Annotated in this window: 15 protein-coding genes; 9 read left to right on the top strand and 6 right to left on the bottom strand. The window is 61.9% G+C overall.

Going from position 1 to position 20,345, the window contains the following annotated elements:
- Positions 1–44 precede the first annotated feature (44 nt).
- Positions 45–533 carry a MarR family winged helix-turn-helix transcriptional regulator gene (locus tag HQ912_RS15520; protein WP_047226534.1) on the bottom strand — a complete coding sequence of 163 codons (489 nt, stop codon included), beginning with the start codon at positions 531–533 and terminating at the stop codon, positions 45–47.
- A gap of 216 nt (positions 534–749) precedes the next feature.
- Here HQ912_RS15520 and HQ912_RS15515 point away from each other — a divergent pair, with 216 nt between their 5' ends.
- From HQ912_RS15515 to HQ912_RS15500, 4 genes are all read left to right on the top strand, one after another.
- Positions 750–1,580: a p-hydroxycinnamoyl CoA hydratase/lyase gene (locus HQ912_RS15515; RefSeq protein WP_003202420.1), complete on the top strand. Its 831-nt coding sequence runs from the start codon at positions 750–752 to the stop codon at positions 1,578–1,580.
- A gap of 106 nt (positions 1,581–1,686) precedes the next feature.
- A complete protein-coding gene (locus HQ912_RS15510) occupies positions 1,687–3,135 on the top strand; it encodes an aldehyde dehydrogenase (protein ID WP_173406995.1) in 1,449 nt (482 codons plus the stop codon).
- A 143-nt stretch (positions 3,136–3,278) separates the two neighbouring features.
- Positions 3,279–5,147, top strand: a complete 1,869-nt coding sequence (locus tag HQ912_RS15505) for a feruloyl-CoA synthase (protein ID WP_047226637.1) — start codon at positions 3,279–3,281, stop codon at positions 5,145–5,147.
- 256 nt (positions 5,148–5,403) lie between these two features.
- A complete protein-coding gene (locus HQ912_RS15500) occupies positions 5,404–6,117 on the top strand; it encodes a GntR family transcriptional regulator (protein ID WP_160892651.1) in 714 nt (237 codons plus the stop codon).
- Between the two features lie 127 nt (positions 6,118–6,244).
- Here the strand turns inward: HQ912_RS15500 and HQ912_RS15495 are convergent, their stop codons facing one another.
- The gene (locus HQ912_RS15495; RefSeq protein WP_076384957.1) at positions 6,245–7,195 is read right to left on the bottom strand and encodes a PDR/VanB family oxidoreductase; all 951 of its coding nucleotides are present in this window, start codon (positions 7,193–7,195) and stop codon (positions 6,245–6,247) included.
- Complete coding sequence (locus tag HQ912_RS15490; protein ID WP_047226530.1) at positions 7,192–8,268, bottom strand: aromatic ring-hydroxylating oxygenase subunit alpha; 1,077 nt, start codon at positions 8,266–8,268, stop codon at positions 7,192–7,194. The genes HQ912_RS15495 and HQ912_RS15490 overlap by 4 nt, the downstream gene beginning before the upstream one ends.
- A 216-nt stretch (positions 8,269–8,484) precedes the next feature.
- Here HQ912_RS15490 and HQ912_RS15485 point away from each other — a divergent pair, with 216 nt between their 5' ends.
- From HQ912_RS15485 to HQ912_RS15475, 3 genes are all read left to right on the top strand, one after another.
- Positions 8,485–9,321: an AraC family transcriptional regulator gene (locus HQ912_RS15485; protein WP_076384954.1), complete on the top strand. Its 837-nt coding sequence runs from the start codon at positions 8,485–8,487 to the stop codon at positions 9,319–9,321.
- A 53-nt stretch (positions 9,322–9,374) separates the two neighbouring features.
- Entirely contained in the window at positions 9,375–9,977 is a 603-nt protein-coding gene (locus HQ912_RS15480) for a LysE family translocator (RefSeq protein WP_139050347.1), read from the top strand.
- 180 nt (positions 9,978–10,157) lie between these two features.
- Positions 10,158–15,260 carry a dermonecrotic toxin domain-containing protein gene (locus HQ912_RS15475; protein ID WP_173406994.1) on the top strand — a complete coding sequence of 1,701 codons (5,103 nt, stop codon included), beginning with the start codon at positions 10,158–10,160 and terminating at the stop codon, positions 15,258–15,260.
- Between the two features lie 88 nt (positions 15,261–15,348).
- Here the strand turns inward: HQ912_RS15475 and HQ912_RS15470 are convergent, their stop codons facing one another.
- Positions 15,349–16,302: a class I SAM-dependent methyltransferase gene (locus HQ912_RS15470; RefSeq protein WP_173406993.1), complete on the bottom strand. Its 954-nt coding sequence runs from the start codon at positions 16,300–16,302 to the stop codon at positions 15,349–15,351.
- A 196-nt stretch (positions 16,303–16,498) separates the two neighbouring features.
- Positions 16,499–17,161 carry a murein L,D-transpeptidase catalytic domain family protein gene (locus HQ912_RS15465; RefSeq protein WP_047226636.1) on the bottom strand — a complete coding sequence of 221 codons (663 nt, stop codon included), beginning with the start codon at positions 17,159–17,161 and terminating at the stop codon, positions 16,499–16,501.
- A 180-nt stretch (positions 17,162–17,341) separates the two neighbouring features.
- Between HQ912_RS15465 and HQ912_RS15460 the strand changes: the two genes are divergently transcribed.
- Positions 17,342–18,904, top strand: coding sequence for a murein L,D-transpeptidase (locus HQ912_RS15460; protein WP_173406992.1), 1,563 nt, complete (start codon positions 17,342–17,344; stop codon positions 18,902–18,904).
- A gap of 6 nt (positions 18,905–18,910) precedes the next feature.
- On the opposite strand, the gene HQ912_RS15455 is transcribed toward HQ912_RS15460, so the two are convergent.
- The gene (locus HQ912_RS15455; protein WP_173406991.1) at positions 18,911–19,543 is read right to left on the bottom strand and encodes an NAD(P)H-dependent oxidoreductase; all 633 of its coding nucleotides are present in this window, start codon (positions 19,541–19,543) and stop codon (positions 18,911–18,913) included.
- A gap of 86 nt (positions 19,544–19,629) precedes the next feature.
- Between HQ912_RS15455 and HQ912_RS15450 the strand changes: the two genes are divergently transcribed.
- Positions 19,630–20,259 carry a TetR/AcrR family transcriptional regulator gene (locus tag HQ912_RS15450; protein ID WP_173406990.1) on the top strand — a complete coding sequence of 210 codons (630 nt, stop codon included), beginning with the start codon at positions 19,630–19,632 and terminating at the stop codon, positions 20,257–20,259.
- Positions 20,260–20,345 lie beyond the last annotated feature (86 nt).

Genomic DNA, 20,345 nt, shown 5'->3' with positions numbered 1-20,345 from the left:
GTAGTAGGAGAAGGCGGCGATTGTAAACGCTGGCGCCCGTTTTTCTATGCCTGGTAAACCTTCTTGAGCAGGCGCAGCAATTCTTCGCGCTCGGCACCGTCAAGCGTTGAGGTGGAGTCCAGGTCGCTCTGTGCGGCGATTTGCTTGAGTTCCTTGAGCAGGGTTTCGCCGGTTTTGCTCAGGAATATCCCGTAGGAGCGTTTGTCGGGCTTGCATCGCACCCGCACGGCCAGTGCCCGGCTTTCCAGCTTGTTCAACAGGGGCACGACTTGCGGCGGTTCGATCGACAGGGCCTTGGCCAGATCGGTCTGCATCAGGCCGGGGTTCTGGTCGATGATCGCCAGGGCCGAAAATTGGGCGGGCCGCAGATCGTGGATGGCGAGTCGACCGATCAGGTTCTGGAACAGTTTCAACTGGGCGCGACGCAGGGCGTAACCGATCAGATCATCCAGCGCGGAGTCCAGCGGGGCCTGTGCGTCGGTACCGCTGGCCTGGGGCTCGGCGGGTTCGGCAAGCTTGGAAGACTTGGCCATCGGAGGGAGCATCCTCAAGGTGAGTGATTAACAAGGCTATCCATTTTGCCGAGGTTGAAGCGCGATGGCTATGGTGGATATCGAAATCGTGATTTGTCGCTTTGTCCTGTCCGTTGGGAAAAATACAGATAAATGGATTAATAGTTAATTGACATAACTAGTTTTCGAGTTTAATTTTTGCTCATCTTCAGCCAAGAACAAGAGAGCACGCCCGCCATGAGCAATTACGAAGGTCGCTGGAAAACGGTCAAGGTCGATATCGAGGAAGGCATTGCCTGGGTCACCCTCAATCGTCCGGAAAAACGCAACGCCATGAGTCCGACGCTCAATCGCGAGATGATCGACGTGCTGGAAACCCTGGAGCAGGACCCGGCCGCCGGTGTACTGGTGCTGACCGGGGCCGGTGATGCCTGGACGGCCGGCATGGACCTCAAGGAGTATTTCCGCGAAGTGGATGCCGGGCCTGAAATCCTGCAAGAAAAAATCCGTCGCGAAGCCTCCCAGTGGCAATGGAAACTGCTCCGCATGTACGCCAAGCCGACCATTGCGATGGTCAATGGCTGGTGCTTCGGTGGCGGCTTCAGCCCGCTGGTGGCGTGTGACCTGGCGATCTGCGCTGACGAGGCGACCTTCGGCCTTTCGGAAATCAACTGGGGCATCCCGCCCGGTAATCTGGTCAGCAAGGCCATGGCTGATACCGTGGGCCATCGCCAGTCGCTGTACTACATCATGACCGGCAAGACCTTTGGCGGGCAGAAAGCCGCCGAGATGGGACTGGTCAACGAAAGCGTGCCCCTGGCGCAACTGCGCGAAGTCACCGTTGAGCTGGCGCGTAACCTGCTGGAGAAAAACCCGGTGGTGTTGCGAGCAGCCAAGCACGGGTTCAAACGCTGCCGCGAACTGACCTGGGAGCAGAATGAGGATTACCTGTACGCCAAGCTTGATCAGTCGCGCCTGCTCGACACCGAGGGTGGTCGCGAGCAGGGGATGAAGCAGTTCCTCGACGACAAGAGCATCAAGCCGGGGTTGCAGACCTACAAGCGCTGAGACGACGGCGCGGCGGGTGCCTATCCTGCGCCCGCAGGCTGTTGTTCAAAAGCCCTTGGCGCTACTGTGAATGTGTTCCCCATAAAGACAATAAAGAGGAATCACCATGCTGGACGTGCCCCTGTTGATCGGCGGCCAGTCGTGCCCCGCCCGTGACGGTCGGACTTTCGAGCGTTGCAATCCGGTAACCGGTGAAGTGGTCTCCCGTGTGGCGGCTGCCACGCTGGAGGATGCCGACGCCGCCGTGGCCGCCGCGCAAGCTACGTTTCCCGCCTGGGCAGCGCTGGCGCCCAATGAGCGACGCACGCGTCTGCTACGTGCCGCCGAGCAATTGCAGGCGCGCACTGGCGAGTTCATCGCCGCTGCCGGCGAGACGGGCGCCATGGCCAACTGGTACGGTTTCAACGTGCATCTGGCGGCGAATATGCTGCGCGAAGCCGCGTCCATGACCACCCAGATCAACGGCGAAATCATTCCTTCGGATGTGCCCGGCAGTTTTGCCATGGCCCTGCGTCAGCCTTGCGGCGTGGTGCTGGGTATCGCGCCGTGGAATGCCCCGGTGATTCTCGCCACCCGCGCCATCGCCATGCCGCTGGCCTGCGGCAACACCGTGGTGCTCAAGGCTTCTGAAATCAGCCCGGCGGTGCACCGCTTGATTGGCCAGGTATTGCAGGACGCCGGACTGGGCGATGGCGTGGTCAATGTCATCTGCAATGCCCCGGCAGATGCGCCGGCCATTGTCGCGCGGCTGATCGCCAACCCGGCGGTACGCCGGGTCAATTTCACCGGCTCGACCCATGTCGGGCGCATCGTTGGCGAACTATCGGCGCGCCACCTCAAGCCGGCATTACTGGAACTGGGCGGCAAGGCGCCGTTGCTGGTGCTGGATGACGCTGACTTGGATGCAGCGGTAGAAGCAGCCGCCTTCGGGGCGTACTTCAATCAGGGGCAGATTTGCATGTCCACCGAGCGGCTGATCGTCGATGCCAGCGTGGCCGATGCCTTTGTTTCCCGGCTGAGCGCCAAGATCGCCACCTTGCGTGCCGGTGATCCTGCGGCCGGTGATTCGGTATTGGGTTCGCTGGTAGACGTCAGTGCCGGCCAGCGTATCAAGGGGTTGATCGACGATGCCTTGGCCAAAGGCGCGACGCTGGTGGCGGGAGGGCAACTGGACGGCAGCATTCTGCAGCCGACCTTGCTCGACGGCGTCACTCCAGACATGCGCCTGTACCGCGAAGAGTCTTTCGGTCCGGTGGCCGTGTTGCTGCGTGGTGAAGGCGACGAAGCCTTGTTGCGCCTGGCCAACGACTCCGAGTTCGGCCTTTCGGCAGCCATTTTCAGCCGCGATACCACTCGGGCGTTGGCTTTGGCCCAACGGGTCGAGTCGGGCATCTGCCACATCAATGGTCCGACCGTGCACGACGAGGCGCAGATGCCCTTCGGTGGAGTCAAGTCCAGCGGTTACGGCAGTTTTGGCGGCAAGGCGTCCATCGAGCATTTCACCCAGTTGCGCTGGGTGACGATGCAGAACGGCGCCCGGCATTACCCGATCTGATATCCGTCGCATTGCGGGCGGCGGCGCGTGGACATCGCCGGCCCGATGCAGGCCAGACATAACAATAACAAGGCCGTAGCCAGATGCTGCCACGCTCCGCTCGCTTCGCGCGGGTTCGGCGTGCCTTGATGGAGGAAATGTACGTGAGTGTTGAGTTCAGATCGTCCTCCCGAGCCGGCCCCGGGCGCTATCGCCAGGTGTCGATTGGTCATCCAGCCGTTGAAGTCAGAGAAGAGCAGGGCATCCTGCACATGCGCTCCCTGGAGCCGTTGGCTGCGTTGCCGACGCGCTTGCTTGATCGCCTGGTGCATTGGGCCGAGGTGCGCCCGCAACAGACCTTTATTGCAGCCCGCCAGGCGGGCGGGGACTGGCGTCGAGTCAGCTATGCCCAGATGCTCGACAGCGTGCGGGCCATCGCTCAAGGTTTGTTGAGCTATGGCCTGTCAGCCGAAAAGCCCCTGGCGCTGCTATCGGGTAATGACATCGAGCACCTGCAAATGGCCCTTGGCGCGATGTACGCTGGGATTCCCTATTGCCCGGTGTCGCCGGCCTATTCGTTGCTGTCCCAGGATTTCGCCAAGCTGCGGCACGTTTGCGATTTGTTGCAGCCGGGGCTGGTGTTTGTCAGCGAGGCCGCGCCGTTTGAGCGGGCGATCAATGCGGTGCTGCCGGCGGACATCCCCTTGATCACAGTGCGCGGGGAAATGGCCGCAAGGTCCAGGGCAAGCTTTGCCAGCCTGCTGGCGCAACCCGGTGGTATTGAGGCCGAGCGGGCCTTTGCCGCCACCGGACCGGACAGCATTGCCAAGTTTCTCTTCACCTCGGGCTCCACCAAGCTGCCCAAGGCTGTGATCACTACCCAACGCATGCTCTGCGCCAATCAGCAAATGCTGTTGCAGACCTTTCCGGTGTTCGGTGAAGCGCCGCCGGTATTGGTGGATTGGTTGCCGTGGAACCACACATTCGGTGGCAGTCACAACGTCGGCATCGTGTTGTACAACGGCGGCACGTTTTACCTGGACGACGGCAAGCCCACCGCCCAGGGCTTCGCCGAAACTTTGCGCAACCTCAAGGAGATTTCTCCCACTGCGTACCTGACCGTGCCCAAAGGTTGGGAAGAGTTGGTCAGTGCCCTGGAGCAGGACGGCGAGTTGCGCGAGCGGTTCTTCGAGCGCATCAGTCTGTTCTTTTTTGCGGCAGCGGGTCTGTCCCAAAGTACTTGGGATCGGCTCGACAAGGTCGCCGAACAGCATTGCGGCGAACGCATTCGCATGATGGCCGGGCTGGGCATGACGGAGGCGTCGCCGTCCTGCACTTTTACCACCGGGCCGTTGTCCATGGCCGGTTACATCGGCTTGCCGGCACCCGGCTGCGAGGTACGGCTGGTGCCGGTGGACGGCAAGTTCGAAGGGCGCTTCCGCGGACCGCACATCATGCCCGGCTACTGGCGCTCGCCGCAGCAGACCGCTGAGGTGTTCGACGAAGACGGTTTTTACTGTTCGGGCGATGCGATCAAGTTGGCCGATCCCCATGACCCGCAATTGGGCCTGATGTTTGACGGACGGATAGCCGAGGACTTCAAGCTGTCCTCCGGGGTGTTCGTCAGTGTCGGGCCGCTGCGCAACCGAGCGGTGCTGGAGGGGACCCCGTATGTCCAGGACCTGGTGGTGACCGCGCCGGATCGCGAGTGCCTGGGCGCGCTGGTGTTCCCACGGCTGGCTGAATGCCGACGCTTGTCAGGCCTGTCCCCGAGCGCCAGCGATGCCGAGGTCTTGGCCAGCCCACCGGTACGCCAGTGGTTTGCCGATTGGCTGCAACGTCTTAACCGCGAGGCGAGCGGCAACGCCAGCCGCGTAGAGTGGATTGCCTTGCTCGATGAGCCGCCCTCCATCGATCGTGGTGAAATCACCGACAAGGGCTCGATCAACCAACGGGCGGTGTTGCAATGGCGCGCGGCGAAAGTCGAGGCGCTGTATTGCGGCGAAGATCTGTCGATCCTGCGGGCGAACTAGTCGGTCCAGACCCAAAATCCGTGACAGCAAGGCTTGCCATCAATGTTGTCTGGTCTGCCGCCATCGCGAGCAGGCTCGCTCCCACAAGGATCTATGGCGGACCCATTGTGGGAGCGAGCCTGCTCGCGATGGCGGTCTGCCTGCCCCGCTGATTTTCCTGCGTTCGATTGCTCTTGCGTTCGCTCCATACCCCCGCCGTGACACACCGTCCCAAGCCTTCTACTATGGCGACTCTGTTTTCTCTGGAAGAACCTGGATGAGTAAGCCCGGCCAAACGGTGCTGGTCGCATTGCGCAGGATGATCGCCTCAGGCGAGCTGGCGGGCGGTGAGCGCTTGATGGAAATTCCCACGGCTGAGTTGTTCGGTGTTTCGCGAATGCCGGTGCGCATGGCGTTTCGTACCCTGGAGCAGGAAGGGCTGCTGGTGCGCTTCGGTGGTCGCGGATTCCAGGTGCGCTCGGTCAGTGCCGAGGAAATCGCCGGGGCCGTGGAGGTGCGTGGTGTGCTCGAAGGCCTGGCCGCGCGGCAAACGGCCGAGCGTGGCTTATCCGAAGAGGGGCGAGCGGCACTTGAACAATGCCTGGTGCAGGGCGACGAACTGTTTGCCAAGGGCTATGTGACCGAGGATGACCTTGAGGTCTATCACGACTTGAACATGCGCTTTCATCAGGTGATCGTCGAGGGCAGCCATAACCCGGCGATTGCCGATGCCCTGGCTCGCAACGATCACCTGCCATTTGCCTCAGTCACCGCCCTGGCGGTGGATCGTCAGAACATGGCCGGCGAATTTCGCCGCTTCAACTACGCCCACATGCAGCACCACTCGGTGTTCGATGCGCTGATCCATCGCCAGGGAGCCCGCGCCGAGGCAATCATGCGCGAACATGCCAATGCGACTTTGCGTTATGCCGAGGTGTTCGGCTCGACGTTGGCTGATGAGCGGGTGAAGGTGATTGTTCGGTCGCAGTGAGCGCGCATACGGCTGGGGGAGCTAAGCTTGCTTGCGATAGCCGTCTGTCAGCCGATAGCAATGCTGACTGAGTCGCCGCCATCGCGAGCAAGCTTTGCTCCCACAAAGCTCTCCCACAGGGTATTGGTCAGATATCCAACACCAAAAGTGGCGTCTTCGAGCGGGAGCAGCACGGCGTGAACTGGTCGTTGCAAGCCTGTTCGGCCTCGGTCAAAAACATGTCCCGGTGCTCCGGCACACCTTCCAGCACACGCGTCAGGCAGGTGCCGCACACGCCCTGTTCGCAGGAGATCGGAATCTCGATGCCATGGCTTTCCAGCACCTGGACCACGCTTCGGTCGGCGGGTACTTCGAAGACCTGACCGCTGCTGGCGACTTTCACCGAGAAGCTGCCGTCCGCGCGGGTGTCGGTGGGCGCAGCGGCAAAGTACTCGCGGTGCACACAGCTTTCCCGCCAGCCCTGAACCTTGGCGGTGTCGAGGACATGCTGCATGAAGCCACCGGGACCGCACACATAGAGGTGCAGATCCTCACTGGGGGCGGCCAGGACCCTGGCAGCGTCCAGCATGGTTGCAGGCTCTTCATCGAAGTGCAGAAACACCCGGTCGGCATAAGGCGATTGGCGCAAGCGTTCGATAAAGGCTGCACGCTCCCTGGACCTGGCACAGTAATGCAGTTCGAACGCCGCACCGCTCTGGGCCAGGTGTTCGGCCATGCACAGGATCGGCGTAATACCGATACCGCCGGCAAACAGCAGGCTACGTCGAGCCTCGGGGGCGAGGGGGAACAGGTTGCGCGGTTCGCTGATCAGCAAGCGCGCGCCTGGCAGAATCTGTTCATGCAAATTGCGCGAACCGCCTCGGGACGCGGCATCCTTGAGCACCCCGATGAGGTAGCGATGCCGTTCCTCGGGATGATTGCACAGCGAATACTGACGAATCATGCCGTTGGGCAGGTGTACGTCGATATGGGCACCGGCGGTGAACGCCGGTAAAGGCTGGCCGTCGACACTCGTCAGCTCGTAGCTGCAAATGTCCTGGGCTTCGTTGTGTCGCGCCGTGACCTGGACTTCAATCATGCTCGCTGCTCTCCCTGATGGGTGCTGGCAATCAATCCCGCTTGTGGCTCGCGCTCACGGGCAATCCAACGATCCAGCACTCGACGCGACTGCACGCCGCCGGCATCGATATTGAGCTTGAGCAGGCTGCGTTGCGGGTGATCCAGCAGGTTGCGCTGCTGGCGTTCGAGCATTTCCAGGTCTTCGCTGAAAATCTTGCCCTGGCCTTCGCGAATGCTGGCGGTCAGCGCTTCGTCCTGGGGCTGGAAGTGCCGGGCCATGCCCCAGAAGTACCAGATGGATGTCTCGGTTTCCGGGGTGATGAAGTCCACCACGATGCTGGACGCCTTGAACTGCGGCGCGGCGTGATACCCGCCGTTGCCGGCATGGGCCACGCCGACTTCGATCAGGACGTGGCTGGGCGGGGTGAAACGGCAGATCTGCCAGCGGTCCACCGGCACGTCGTCGGCCAGGTTGTTGCCGCGCAAGGCCATGCGCCAGAAGGGCGGGGCCATGATGTTTTCCATGTGCCGGGCGGTGACCACTTCGTCACCTTCGACCGTGGTCACCGGCGGCGCCTCGTCGATTTCCTTCTGGCCGATGCTGGAGGCGTGCACGTAGGTTTCGTGGGTCAGGTCCATCAGGTTGTCGATCATCAGGCGGTAATCGCACTGGATATGGAACAGACCGCCGCCGTAAGCCCACTCGTCACTTTCGGCCCATTCAAGATGATGGATCAGCGTCGGGTCAGCCAAGGCCTGGTCACCGGGCCAGACCCAGATAAACCCATGACGCTCCTGCACCGCAAACGTCTTGTTGCAAGGGAACCCCCGGACCCGTTGCCCGGGCATTTCGACGGTCTTGCCGTCGCACCCCATCACCAGCCCGTGATAGCCGCACACCAGGTTACCGTTTTCGACATAACCCAAAGAGAGCGGGGCGCCGCGATGGGGGCAGAAGTCCTCGACAGCCGCGACCTTGCCTTCATGCCCACGGTAGAAAACCATCTTCTCGCCGCAGATCTGGCGGCCCAGAGGTTTGTCAGCGATTTCATCGGGGGTGCAGGCAACGTACCAGGTGTTCTTGGGATACATGACGGATCTCCGGGCGGATGTTGTTGTGCTTATGGATCCATTAACTCTCTTAACTAATTCGGTTGTCAATATTTTTGGTGTCCTGGTAGACGGTTGGCAGTCTTTAATGGATCCATTTGCTTCGTTTCGGCGAAAACAAAACTGCACAAATCTTCCAGACACCCTCGCCGCCAGCGGTTAACCTGCTCGTGCTGATACACAAAAACGAGACTGCCCATGACAACGCGCAACTGGATCGATCTCAAGCAGGACCCCACGTCCGGCATCGAGACCGTGCGCGCGCATTTCGAGGGACATGCCTACGATCCCCATTGGCACGACGCCTATCTGGTGGGCGTGACCGAACAGGGCGTGCAGCAGTTCCATTGTCGCCGCCAGCAGCACAACAGCACGCCGGGCAAGGTGTTTCTGCTCGAGCCTGGGGAGTTGCATGACGGCAACGCGCCCCACGCCAGCGGTTTCACCTATCGCACGTTGTACCTCGAGCCACAGTGGCTGGAGCGCGAACTGCGGTCGTTGTTCGACGTGGCTCCGGATAATGCACAGCTGGGATTTGCCGCCACCCTGGCCGACGATGCGCGGCTGGCGAGCGCCACGGCCATGGCGTTCCAGAGTTTGCATCAGCAGGAGATGCGCATCGTGCGCCAGACGGCCCTCGACACCTTGCTGGCCAACCTGACCCAGCACCTGCACTGGCGTGCGCGGATCAATCCCGATCCGCGCCTGCCATTGGTGGCGCAGCAGGCCCGTGATTATCTGCACAGTCATCTGAGTGAAGACATCGGGCTGGATGACCTGGCACGGGTCACCGGGGTGGACCGTTTTCGCCTGACCCGGGCCTTCAAGGCCGCGTTCGGTCTCGCCCCCCATGCCTATCTGATCCAGTTACGCCTGGCCCGGGCCCGGCGCTTGCTGGCCCGTGGCGAAAGCGCGGTGGCGGTGGCGGCGATACTCGGTTTTGCCGACCAGAGTCATTTGGGTCGCTGGTTCCAGCGCGCCTATCGCCTGAGCCCGGCGGACTACCGCAAGCGTTGCTCAAACGTTCCAGACTGAGCGCGGTTGGGTGGGGATGATCAGGCTACGATCATTCACCGAGATGTTGCTCCATGGACCAGTTGCTGCCGTTCGCCTTGTTCGCCTTTGTTGCCTCCATCACCCCGGGCCCGACCAATATCCTGGTGCTGAGCCACAGCTCGCGCTTTGGCCTGGCGACCACCTTGCCAATCATCCTCGGCGCCTGCGCCGCCGCAGCCTTGTTGGTGTTGTTGGTGGGCACCGGATTGGGCGATGTGCTGGCCCGTCATGCAACGCTCCAGACTTTGCTGTCATGGGCCGGAATTGCCTGGTTGAGCTGGATGGCCTGGCAAATATTCAGCACGCCAGTCCAGGCCATCGACCCTGAACGACCCATTGAGGGTCCGCGTCTTGGGTTGGCGGGGGCGGCCGGTTTGCAGTTGGTCAATCCCAAGACCTGGATGATGGCATTGGCGGTGGTCAGCGTCTTCGCCGGCACCGAGGCCGACCGCACCGTGCGGGTGCTCTGGCTGTCCCTGGCGTTCTTCGCGATTTCGATCCCATGCATGACCGCCTGGGCGTATCTGGGCCTCGGCGCCGCCAGATTCTGCCGATCCACCGTGGCCATGGGGCGGTTCAATCGGATCATGGCGGTGTTGTTGCTGATGTCGGCGTGGTTGACGTTGGTGGTGTGATCCTGATCAGACGCAAGCATCTGATGCAGACCTGTCAGCGACTGGCCATGGAACCTGCAAACCCTTGCAACGGTTGGGCGGTTTAAAAACAAGCTCATTTTGGAGAGGATCGCCCACGCCCCGGCTTAGCGTATTTCAAAATTTCAGATGCTTAATCGACCCCAAGGAAGGAGGTCCATCATGTCCACTGTCGATTCCCATATCGATTTCATCCAGGCCAGGCTACCGGCCTGGTTGAAACAAGCTTCGCGCCACCGCCAAGAGCGTTTCAAGGTCCTTGCCCAGCAATTGCAGCGCGACAGCGATGCGCTGAACGCACTGCTTATCGACCTGCCAGCGCCGGAACCCTTCACACTCGATTTGCTACAGGCTCAGCCACCCATGCAGGCCTGGCGCCCGATCAATGGCCGCGGCAGTGTTTGCGACGCAGTCCGGCGGGCAAGGGTCAGGCGCGAGCACTTCGGCCCCTCTCTGTCGGTGGTGGAGGCCGCCATGCGCAACTTTCCTCCTGCTGATGCGGCCACCGGCAGTTCTTTCGATAAAACCGGCGAGCTTTTCATCAAGGGCAAGCCTGGAGAGTTTTACCGTTGGGGCGCGCCGTCAGACACCACGGCATTGCCCACGACCCCTGCCAGTTTTGCCCGAGTCTGTCGGCAGGTGGATGTGGGCGGTGCCTACCAGCGTCTGCTCAAGCAACGCCTGCCGCCTATCGGCGACGAGGTTCCTGTCGTGGCTGACGCCTATATGGCCTACGCGCGCAGTCTGCTCGCCTATGACGCGTACGAGGCGAAGCTGGATGGACGCCTGGACGAGACTGGCGAGCGACTGTTGGCCTATGTCGGGGTGCGCCTCGAAGATCGTCCGGTGGCTTCCCTGGCGTGTGAGGTCAAGGGCCTGGAGGTGCTGTCTGCGCCGTTGTTCGGCGCACGGGTGTATTGGGGGCTGAAAGGGGACGCAAAAGGCGTTCGCCCGGTCGTCTTGCACCTGCCCTATGACGTAGTGGCCCCGATCAGGCAATTTCCCAGCCTGCAGGCCATGGCCGCAAAGCTGACCGAACTGGTGCGCAAACGCAGTTACCGCCAGAGCCTGATGCGTTACCTGCCGGTACGCTTGCAGGCCCGCTTAGGTGAGGCCCTGCATGACCAAGTGGAGTGGGAGATAAAAGACAACCTCAACCTTTTCCAGGAAATCCACGCGCGTATTGTGGGTTGGCGTGAAGGCGAGCTTGGCGAGGAGGGTAATCCCCGGCGCATTCGCGTGCCTGTTCCCCACGTCCCCTGGACCCTTAGCGATGTTCGCGAGGATCACTGGAATGATCGCTATCACGAATGGCGCACCCACACCCTGAGCAATGCCTCGGCGCTGATGATCTCGACCCGGGACCAGGACTGGCAGGCATTGCTGGCACGCCTGGAGTATTGGGAAGGCCTTGCCGAGCGTTCATTGATGCTGGCTGTCAGCTTCATTCCGTTCTGCGCTCCCATGGGGATGGCTGCGGCGGCGGTGGGCGGGGTGCGCCTGGTGTATGAGTTCTTTGAAGGTATCCAGGCGCTCAACGAAGGCCACGCGCAAGAAGGCATCAATCACATCTTCAACGTGCTGTTCGGGGTCGCCCAAGGTGCCTATCTGGGTTTCATCGGCGGAGCTGTTGAACCCATGCCCGTGCATGACGGCACGACGCGGCTGTGGAATGGCGATGTCACGCCCTTCCAGGCGCGGCGCTTGCCGCCTGTGGAGGCCGAGCAGGACGCCTGGGGTGTCTGGCGTACGCCAGACGAGGCATGGGTGCGGATCGATGGTCGTTATTTCGAGGTGCAAGGCACCGGCGAGGCCCTGGGGCTGCGCCTGCCTGCCGGTCACCGAGGCGTGACCCCGCCTCTGGAGTGGAGCCGCGCGCGCGGCTGGCAATGGGCACACCGCAATCCCTTGCAGCGAAGCAATCTGGAGTTGCTGCGCAACTTTGCCGAGACGCCCGCCGAGCTGGACGACGCTATGCTCCTGGCCGTACAGCAGCAGGTCGGTATCAGCGAGGCGCATCTGCGCTACCTGCAAGTAGGCGGGCAGCCAATGCCGGCCATATTCGCCGATGCCCTCGCTGAGGCACGCAACTGGCAATGGGTGCAGCAGACCGTTGGACGCTTGCGCGCGGGTGAAGCACCCGGGAGCGCGCACATTCAAGTCACGCAAACCCTTGTGGATTTGCCCGGTTGGCCTGCGGACATGACGCTGCGCTTGCACGATGGCGAGCAGGTTCACTCCGTGGGCGACAGGGCCACCACGCGTTTTCTCGATCTGGACAAAGCGGACCTGGAGCATCATGCCTGGGCGGAGCGTATCCTGGCCGGCCTTCGCGCGGACGAACAGCGCGTGCTGCTGGGGCAGAGTTCTATCGGCCTGCGCCCGGTGGAAAGCAGTCGGTTGTTGGCCAGCCGCTGGGCCGATTATCTTGAGCGCAATGTTACGCAGGTGACTGCTGGCATGGCCTCGTCCACCCGGCTCGATCCGTTGGCCGCTCCGATAGTTCGGGCTTTTTCCGGGCTGCCTGAATCCATCGCCAACGAGCTTGCCCGGCAGTCTCAGGGCCAGGACCGGGTGCGGCTGCAAGCAGGCCGGGTGACGGGACGCCTGGGTAAACAATGCGTAGAAGCCCTGACTGAGCTGCGCCTGACTCGAGCCTTGCGCGATCTTGAGCGGGGTGAAAGCAGCGCGGACCGGGACCGCATTGTCATAGGCCTGCTTGGCAATGCGCCGCAACTGCAAGGCCGGTTGCACCTGCGGCTGTTGTCGGACAAGTTGTTGGCTCCGCTCGAGGTGGGAGAGAACGGCCCCTTGAAAGTCATCCGCCAGGACGGCGGGAAATACCATCCCTTCGACGAAAGGGGAAATGAGCTGGCTGGGGATTCGAGCCTCGAAGAGGCGCTGCTCAGAGCCATGCCGGATGAGGCCCGCAATGCGCTCGGCTTGAACATCTGGGCGTCGACCAACCTTCGCAAGGTGCTGGTGGAGCAAGCCCTTGGCGATCGCCAGAGGCTGCGTACGTACCTGTCGCTCAAACGCACGGGCAACGACGCAGCTGCCCTGCAATGGCAGAACGGACGCCTGGGTTATCCGCTCAGTGGGCGCGGGAAACTTCCTTTGCAGGGCTGGCGCCACCGTGTGGAAGGGCGTCTTGAACGCCTGTTTCCCTACTATGCCGGGGAATCGCTGGCCAGGCTTCAGCGTAGCCTGGCCGATCAGGCCAGGCGCGAAGGCATCAGCCTGGACACCCTGGTGACCCGGTTGAGCAACGATTGGGCAACGCTGGACGAAGGCCTGCGTCAGTGGGAGGTCCATGAGGGGGTTCATCACCCCGTCGAGAGCGAATATACCCGTGCAGATACCATCGCCATGCGCAGGGAGGTGGCGCAGGAGATCCGTCGCGCCTGGCGCCGTGAGCCGGATCCGCTCAGGGAGGATAGCGAGCTGACTCTACGTCTGTCGGGGTTGAACATCGGCCGGCTTCCTCCCATCAGCGCACGTTTCGAGCATATTGAAGAGCTGACGTTGGCTCATCTGGGGCTGAGCGAAGACCCTTCGAATTTCCTGAGGTTGTTTCCCAATATCGACACGCTGCGCCTGCATGGCAATGAGCTCACCGCCGTGCCGGTAGCGGCGGGTGAGTTTCGCTCTCTGGAGGAGCTGTCATTGGGCAGAAATCCGCTCAATATGAATGCGGACACCTTTGCCCCCTTGATCGGCGCCGACCGTGCTACTGGTTTGCGAGAGCTGCAGCTGTCCGAGGTGAGCAGTGGCTCGGACCCCGTGGCCAGTGCCAATATGGTCGCGGCCATCGGCCGCCTGGCTGAGTTGCCGTCCCTGCGTGAACTGGTCTGGTCCGACAACTTGCATTTCACCCCCCAGGAGCTGGAGGCCATCACCGCTTTACCAGGATTGCAAGCGCTGGACCTGGTTCGTTGTGGCCTTCGCCTGGATGAACAGGGCAGTGCATTCTTGCGTGCCGCCACGGCCCTGGAGGACCTGCGCTTGAGCGGTAACAACTGTCGGGAATTACCCGATCTGCCGGAGCTTGCGCACCTCAAGGAGCTGGAACTGGCCAACGCGGGGCTCGATCGGGTACCGGCATTGGCCCTGGCGCTGTTGGCCAGGCCTTCATCCGATCCGATCTTCCTCGACCTCAAGGGCAATCGCATCAGCAACATCCAGGATGATCTGATTCCTGCCCTTGGCAACATGCCGAAGACGAACACCCTTGGGCTCTGGCTCGAAGATAATCCACTGCCCAGCGCCCAGATCCGCGCCCTTCGCGCATTGGACCCCGAGGCCTTTCGCTACACCGTCGATGACTGGCTCCGTGACTTCCCCGACCTCAAGAGTGCATTGGAAGTGGCTCGCGACGATGCCGGAGGGCGACGCTTCATCGATTGGTTCTGCGGCGCCATCCGTGACGCAGACGCCGATCAACCAGGCGGCCTGGCCCTGGGAGAGCGTCAGAGGGCTGCCGGTATCCTGCAGTACTACACTGGCTACCCCGACCTTTATACCGAGCTGTCGGGGCGTATCGCAGATTTCGACCAGCAATTGGCCCAACTGCGTACCCGCTTGCAAGCACGGGTTCTGGACAGGCAAACACCAGACGTTGCCGAGCTGGAGCTGCATTTCCTCATGTTCGGTTCGGTTCAGCGTGCCCGCCTCGAACCCCAGGGCATACACTTTGCGAGGTTCCTGACCAACCATTATGACTATTGGGGCCAGGTGTTAAGCGGCCGATATCCCGAGCTTGTGCAACACCGGGCCGCGATGACCCGTGAGGGTTTCATCAACTGGCTCAGTGACGCACAGGACACATTCAACAGCAATGATCAAACGCCCCGCGTAGGGGAACTGGCCTGGCGCCCGTATCTGGGGTTGATGTCTCGCGATTGGCTCGACGGCCTGGCCATCTGGGACACGGTGGAGGAAAACCTGGTGGATGCCTTCAGCGAGCCGGTGGATCCCTCCCATTGGCCGCAGGTATTGCTGGATAACCTGGCGCAACCGGACGCCGACCTGCCCAGCGCCCTGGAGTCAATCACCCAGCCCACAGGGACGATGTGGTATCGGGTGAGGCTCGAGGCCGTAGCGGATGTGAACTGGGCCGCAGGCGAGCCGGTGATGCTCACCGAAGACCAGTTTCGGCGCACCATGGCGATCTACCGTTCGGTCAAGAGCCGGGAAGTCGAGGCCATGGTGCATCGGATAACCACTGGCCTGGTCACCCCTTGGTGGTCGCTGCGACCGCAATAACCTGTGCCGGCACACCTGCCGCGAAGCTGTGGCGAGGGCGTAAATCCCCTCGCCACAGCGCCCTTGCAAAGGGGCGCATCAGGCATCGTTACACGGCGCAGCCATCGTCGCGGGTGAACACCAATGCCTTCAAGCCGCACTCCATATCCGCGTCGGGAAACTCCGGGGGATTGGCCAGGCGTTCCACGAACTTCAGGCCAGGCGCTTCGCGGGTGACGCCGTCGATGAGGAAGTCCGGGCCGGTGGCCGGGTCGTTGCTGCAGGCCAGGACCGTGCCAGTGGCGCACAACAGTTCCGGCAAGCGCCGCAGGACTCGCTGATAGTCCTTGGTCAGCAGGAAGCTGCCTTTCTGAAAGGTGGGGGGATCGATGATGACCAGGTCATAAGGGCCGCTGTTGATCACCTTGCCCCATGACTTGAACAAGTCGTGGCCAAGAAAACTCACCTGGCTCAGGTCATGGCCGTTCAGGCGATGGTTGTCGCGGCCACGACTCAAGGCCGCGCGCGACATGTCCAGGTTGACCACATGCTGTGCACCGCCGGCGATGGCTGCCACGGAAAAACCGCAGGTGTAGGCAAACAGATTCAACACTCGCTTGCCGCTGGCGTTGGCGCGAACCCAGTCGCGGCCGTAGCGCATGTCGAGGAAAAGACCGTTGTTCTGCTTCTTGCCCAGGTCGATCCGATAGCGCAAGCCGCCTTCGACCAAGGTCCATTCGTCCAGAGCCTCACCCACCAGCCACTGGGTAAGGCTGTCGGGAAGGTAACGGTGTTGCACGGCCAGCGTATGGGCCTTGCTCTGTTGCCAGGCCGGGGTAACGGTGAGGGCGAGCAGCATGGACATCAGATTGTCCAACTGCGTCGGCTCAGGCTGTTTGAACAACGAAACCAGCATCACCCCTTGTAGCCAGTCGACGGTGATCTGCTCCAACCCCGGCCAGCAGCGACCGCGGCCATGGAACAGGCGCCGGGTTTCTTCCGGCACCGAGGTCAGGGCCGTCAGTAAATGGGTCTGCAGGGTTTGAAGAGCTTCAGGGTTCATCGGACAAGGCCAGCAATGCGAAAGGCCGGCATTTTAACCAGCCTTTCAGCAGGTGCAATCTGTGGCGAGGGGATTTATCCCCGCTGGCTGCCAACTCGGTGTGCCAGGAAGATGGAGTCTGCTGCATTGGGGCTGTTTCGCAGCCCAGCGGGGCGGTGCGACGTTTCGCTAAATCCCCTCGCCACAAAGGTGCTACCTAACTGCCGCTAGTAGCCAAAATGCTCGCAACCTGTTGCGGCTGGCAGTTGAGGTAGGCCGAACGCTTGAGCCAGCTCGGGTCCGGGTACCAGGAAAACATGAATTGCCCGTCTTTAAGTTTGTCGATCACCTTGCGCGCCACCTGCGGGCGGACGGCAGGGCAGCCCAGGCTGCGGCCGATGCGCCCCTGACGCACGCTCCACAACGGGTTCACATAATCGGCGGCGTGGATCACGATCGCGCGGTCGCGGGCCAGGTCATTGAAGCCCGGCTCCAGACCGTCCATGCGCAACGAGTATCCATGGGCGCCCTGATAACTTTCCTGAGTGCGAAACAGTCCCAGGCTCGACTGGAAACTGCCCAGGCGATTGGAGAACTGCGTGGCGAAGTTTTCCCCGGATTTTTGCCCGTGGGCCACCAGATCGCGCAATACCAGCTTCTTCTGGCGCAGGTCGAAGATCCACAGGCGACGGGCCGTGGAAGGTTGCGAGTAGTCGATGACCGCCAGGTGGCGGGCTGGGCGAGCGCCGTTGGCGACAGCGCATTGCATGGCGCTCAAGGCACTTTTGAGCGCTTGGGGATTGAGTTCCGGCGCCGCGTGGGTGAGGCTGTTGTAAAGCGGCTGAGAATTTCCTTTGTCGGCCAGCGCCGGGCTGCACATCACGCCAAGGCCGGTGATGACCAGGCAGAGTCGGCGCAAGAGGCTTGCTGAAGATGGAAAATTCCCACGGTGGTGTTTGTTTGCGGCATCCCGTCCGATTTGGTTTGTTTGCATGATGGCGGGTCGTACCTGTCGCAAAGTTGACCGTCAACGGGACGGCCATGGATTGGAGTAAAGCAGTTGTTCAAAAAGTCCGCATGTTACCTGAGCGTTTTATTGCTCACTGCGCCATGGGTCGCAACAGCCGAGCAAAGCGATCCGGCATTGGTGCAAACCACCTTGGCCCAGCTGTCGGTCAACTGTCCCGAGCTGGCCGCAGGCGTCGACTTTCCGACGATGATGAGTTTGCAGGCGTTCTACGAGCAAAACGCAGGCCAGGACGTCTGGTCGGACGATGAGCGACGGATGGCGTTGCAGGCACAGTTGCAGCAACTGGCCGACGACGGACTGGACCCGGCACGCTACAGCTTGCCCGCAGAAGGAACCGCCCAAAACCCCCATTGTGTAGACATCGCCATCAGTCAGCGCTACTTGCAAGCGCTGTATGAGCTGCGTTTCGGATACCTGCCTCAGGACCGCCTGGAGCCGGTGTGGAAGGCCGACCCGCTGCCGCAGGATCGTCAGGTCGAGGTGTTGGCCATTGCCGGGTCGGGCCTGCACGACTTGGACGAGGCCTTTGAGCAGGCCCGGCCGAGCCTGGCGCTGTATCGCAACTTGCGTGAACTTTACGCCCGGCAACGGCAACAGCCCTTGCCCGAATGGCAACCGGTGCCCGGCGGCCCGTTGTTGCACCCGGACAAGCGGGACGCCCGCGTACCGGCCCTGGCCCAGCGATTGTTCAGCGAAGGCTATTTCAGCGCACCCCCCGTGATCGTCGACGATCACTACAACCCCGACTTGGTGGCGGCGATGAAAAGCTTCCAGCTTCACCATTCGCTGCAAGCCGATGGGGTAGTGGGGCCATGGACGGTGACGGAGCTGAACATCAGCCCGTTCATGCGGCGCGAGCAGTTGCGCGTCAATCTGGAGCGCATGCGCTGGCTGGCCCGGGACCTGGAGCCGGACAGCGTACTGGTCAATGTGGCGGCGGCCCGGTTGACGGTCTACCAGGACGGCGCAGCGGTCTGGCAAACCCGCACCCAAGTGGGCCGCGCGGACCGGGAAACCCCATTGCTCAAGTCCCGAGTGACACGACTGACACTTAACCCGACCTGGACCATCCCCCCGACTATCATGCGTGAAGACAAACTGCCTGAGATTCGTCGCGACCCAGAGTTCTTGAGTCGACACAACCTGAGGGTGATCGATCGCGATGGCTTGCCGTTACTGGCCCAGGACATCGATTGGGAGCATCCCGGCGGCCTCATGCTGCGCCAGGACCCCGGTCCGCAAAACCCACTGGGTAAAATGGCGATCCGCTTCCCCAATCCGTTTTCCGTGTACCTGCATGACACGCCCAGCCAGTCACTGTTCAGCAAGGAACCGCGGGCGTTCAGTTCGGGGTGTGTGCGAGTCGAACAGGCCATGCAGTTGCGCGACTGGTTGGTGAGCCCGGCTGAACGTCTGCGCACCGACACGCTGCTGGCCAGCGGGCTGACTCATGAGTTCAGGCTGGCCAGGCCGGTGCCGATTCTGTTGGGCTACTGGACAGTGCAAGCCGACAGCCAGGGGCAGGCGGTGTACATCCCGGATATCTACAAGCGTGATCAGGTCCTCGCTGCCGCCAAGGGCAGCGTGCTCTGATGGCGGTCAGGCGCACTCGCTGCTGGCTTGAACCTGTGCAGTCTTCTCGCACTGCGGGAACAGCCGCCGGCCAAGGTCATAGGCAGTGGCCAGGTGAAGCGCCGGTTCGAGGGTTTCCGAGTCGAGCAAACGTTGGGAACTGACCACCCGGGCGCCGCAGTAATCAAAGATGCCGTGGTCGATTTGCGCGGTCATCGCCTGGCCATAACCGTGGCGCAGGAACGTACCCTCATCAGCCCCGCCCAGGGCCACCAGATGCACCTGCAAACGCTGCAGTTTTTTGATAAAGGGTTTATCGAGGCTGAAATCGAACGCCCAGCCGTTGGAAAACACCCGGTCGATCCACCCTTTGAGCAATGCTGGCATCGACCACCAGTAAATGGGATACACCAGCACCAGCGCATCTGCGCGGTCGATTCTGGCTTGTTCGGCCAAAACGTCCATGGGCGGTGAGGCCTCGCGGTGGTGTACCGCGTGATCGGCGAAACTGAACCGCGGATCGAAGCCTTCGGCGGCCAGGTCGGCGATCTCGAACGTATCGGCGGGATTGGCCTGGGTCAGGCCTTGGGCGATTTTTTTCGCGAGGCCGTGGGTAAGGGAGTGGGGATCGTGATGAGCGACAACGATGAGTGCGTGCATGGCAAAACTCCTCATGGCAATGACCGGTATCAAGCAGGTATGCTTGGTTAAGTTACCTTTAGTAAGTTACGGTTGGTAAAGTTAGCATGTCAAGCCTTGATGAAAATTCGCGATCTACAGCTGCTCCCCGTCGACGCTTGTCTCGCGAGGATCGGCAACGGCAGCTGTTGGATGTCGCCTGGCGGCTGGTGCGAGAGGAGGGCAGCGAAGCGCTGACCCTGGCCCGCCTCGCCGAACAGGCGGGGGTAACCAAACCCATCGTGTATGACCACTTCACCACTCGGTCCGGGCTGCTGGCGGCGCTCTATCAGGATTTCGATGCCCGTCAGACGGCGCTCATGGACGCCGCCCTGGAAGCGAGCGAACCGACACTGCAAAGCCGCGCGGAGGTGATTGCTGCTTCGTTTGTCGAATGCGTCCTGCTGCAAGGCCGGGAGATCCCGGGGGTGATTGCGGCGCTGACCAGTTCGCCAGAACTGGAGCGCATCAAGCGCGAATATGAGGCGATTTTCCTGGACAAGTGCCGAACCGTCCTGGAACCGTTCGCCGGTACACGGGCCATCACCCAGGCGAGTCTGCGGGCGATGCTGGGTGCGGCAGAGGCCCTGTCCAATGCCGCTGCCACCGGGGAAGTCAGCGCCGCCGAGGCCAAGCAAGAGCTCTTTGTGACCATCGTGGCGATGGTGGATAGAGCCACCCGCATCGGCGCAACCTGAACCTTCCCCATCGCGAATGGCCCGAGCCCCCCTGTGGGAGCGAGCCTGCTCGCGATAGCGTCAGCCCAGTCACTGCACTTTTATGA

The organism is Pseudomonas sp. MPDS, assembly GCF_013283895.1.
In the GTDB taxonomy this organism is placed as follows: Bacteria; Pseudomonadota; Gammaproteobacteria; order Pseudomonadales; family Pseudomonadaceae; genus Aquipseudomonas; species Aquipseudomonas rhizophila.
This window is presented reverse-complemented; position numbering and strand designations above follow the sequence as displayed.

What these genes read in the sequence shown, in the direction of transcription:
- HQ912_RS15520 (WP_047226534.1), bottom strand. Translation starts at nt 533, where the DNA reads ATGGCCAAGTCTTCCAAGCTTGCCGAACCCGCCGAGCCCCAGGCCAGC.
- HQ912_RS15515 (WP_003202420.1), top strand. Translation starts at nt 750, where the DNA reads ATGAGCAATTACGAAGGTCGCTGGAAAACGGTCAAGGTCGATATCGAG.
- HQ912_RS15510 (WP_173406995.1), top strand. Translation starts at nt 1,687, where the DNA reads ATGCTGGACGTGCCCCTGTTGATCGGCGGCCAGTCGTGCCCCGCCCGT.
- HQ912_RS15500 (WP_160892651.1), top strand. Translation starts at nt 5,404, where the DNA reads ATGAGTAAGCCCGGCCAAACGGTGCTGGTCGCATTGCGCAGGATGATC.
- HQ912_RS15495 (WP_076384957.1), bottom strand. Translation starts at nt 7,195, where the DNA reads ATGATTGAAGTCCAGGTCACGGCGCGACACAACGAAGCCCAGGACATT.
- HQ912_RS15490 (WP_047226530.1), bottom strand. Translation starts at nt 8,268, where the DNA reads ATGTATCCCAAGAACACCTGGTACGTTGCCTGCACCCCCGATGAAATC.
- HQ912_RS15485 (WP_076384954.1), top strand. Translation starts at nt 8,485, where the DNA reads ATGACAACGCGCAACTGGATCGATCTCAAGCAGGACCCCACGTCCGGC.
- HQ912_RS15480 (WP_139050347.1), top strand. Translation starts at nt 9,375, where the DNA reads ATGGACCAGTTGCTGCCGTTCGCCTTGTTCGCCTTTGTTGCCTCCATC.
- HQ912_RS15475 (WP_173406994.1), top strand. Translation starts at nt 10,158, where the DNA reads ATGTCCACTGTCGATTCCCATATCGATTTCATCCAGGCCAGGCTACCG.
- HQ912_RS15470 (WP_173406993.1), bottom strand. Translation starts at nt 16,302, where the DNA reads ATGAACCCTGAAGCTCTTCAAACCCTGCAGACCCATTTACTGACGGCC.
- HQ912_RS15465 (WP_047226636.1), bottom strand. Translation starts at nt 17,161, where the DNA reads ATGTGCAGCCCGGCGCTGGCCGACAAAGGAAATTCTCAGCCGCTTTAC.
- HQ912_RS15455 (WP_173406991.1), bottom strand. Translation starts at nt 19,543, where the DNA reads ATGCACGCACTCATCGTTGTCGCTCATCACGATCCCCACTCCCTTACC.
- HQ912_RS15450 (WP_173406990.1), top strand. Translation starts at nt 19,630, where the DNA reads ATGTCAAGCCTTGATGAAAATTCGCGATCTACAGCTGCTCCCCGTCGA.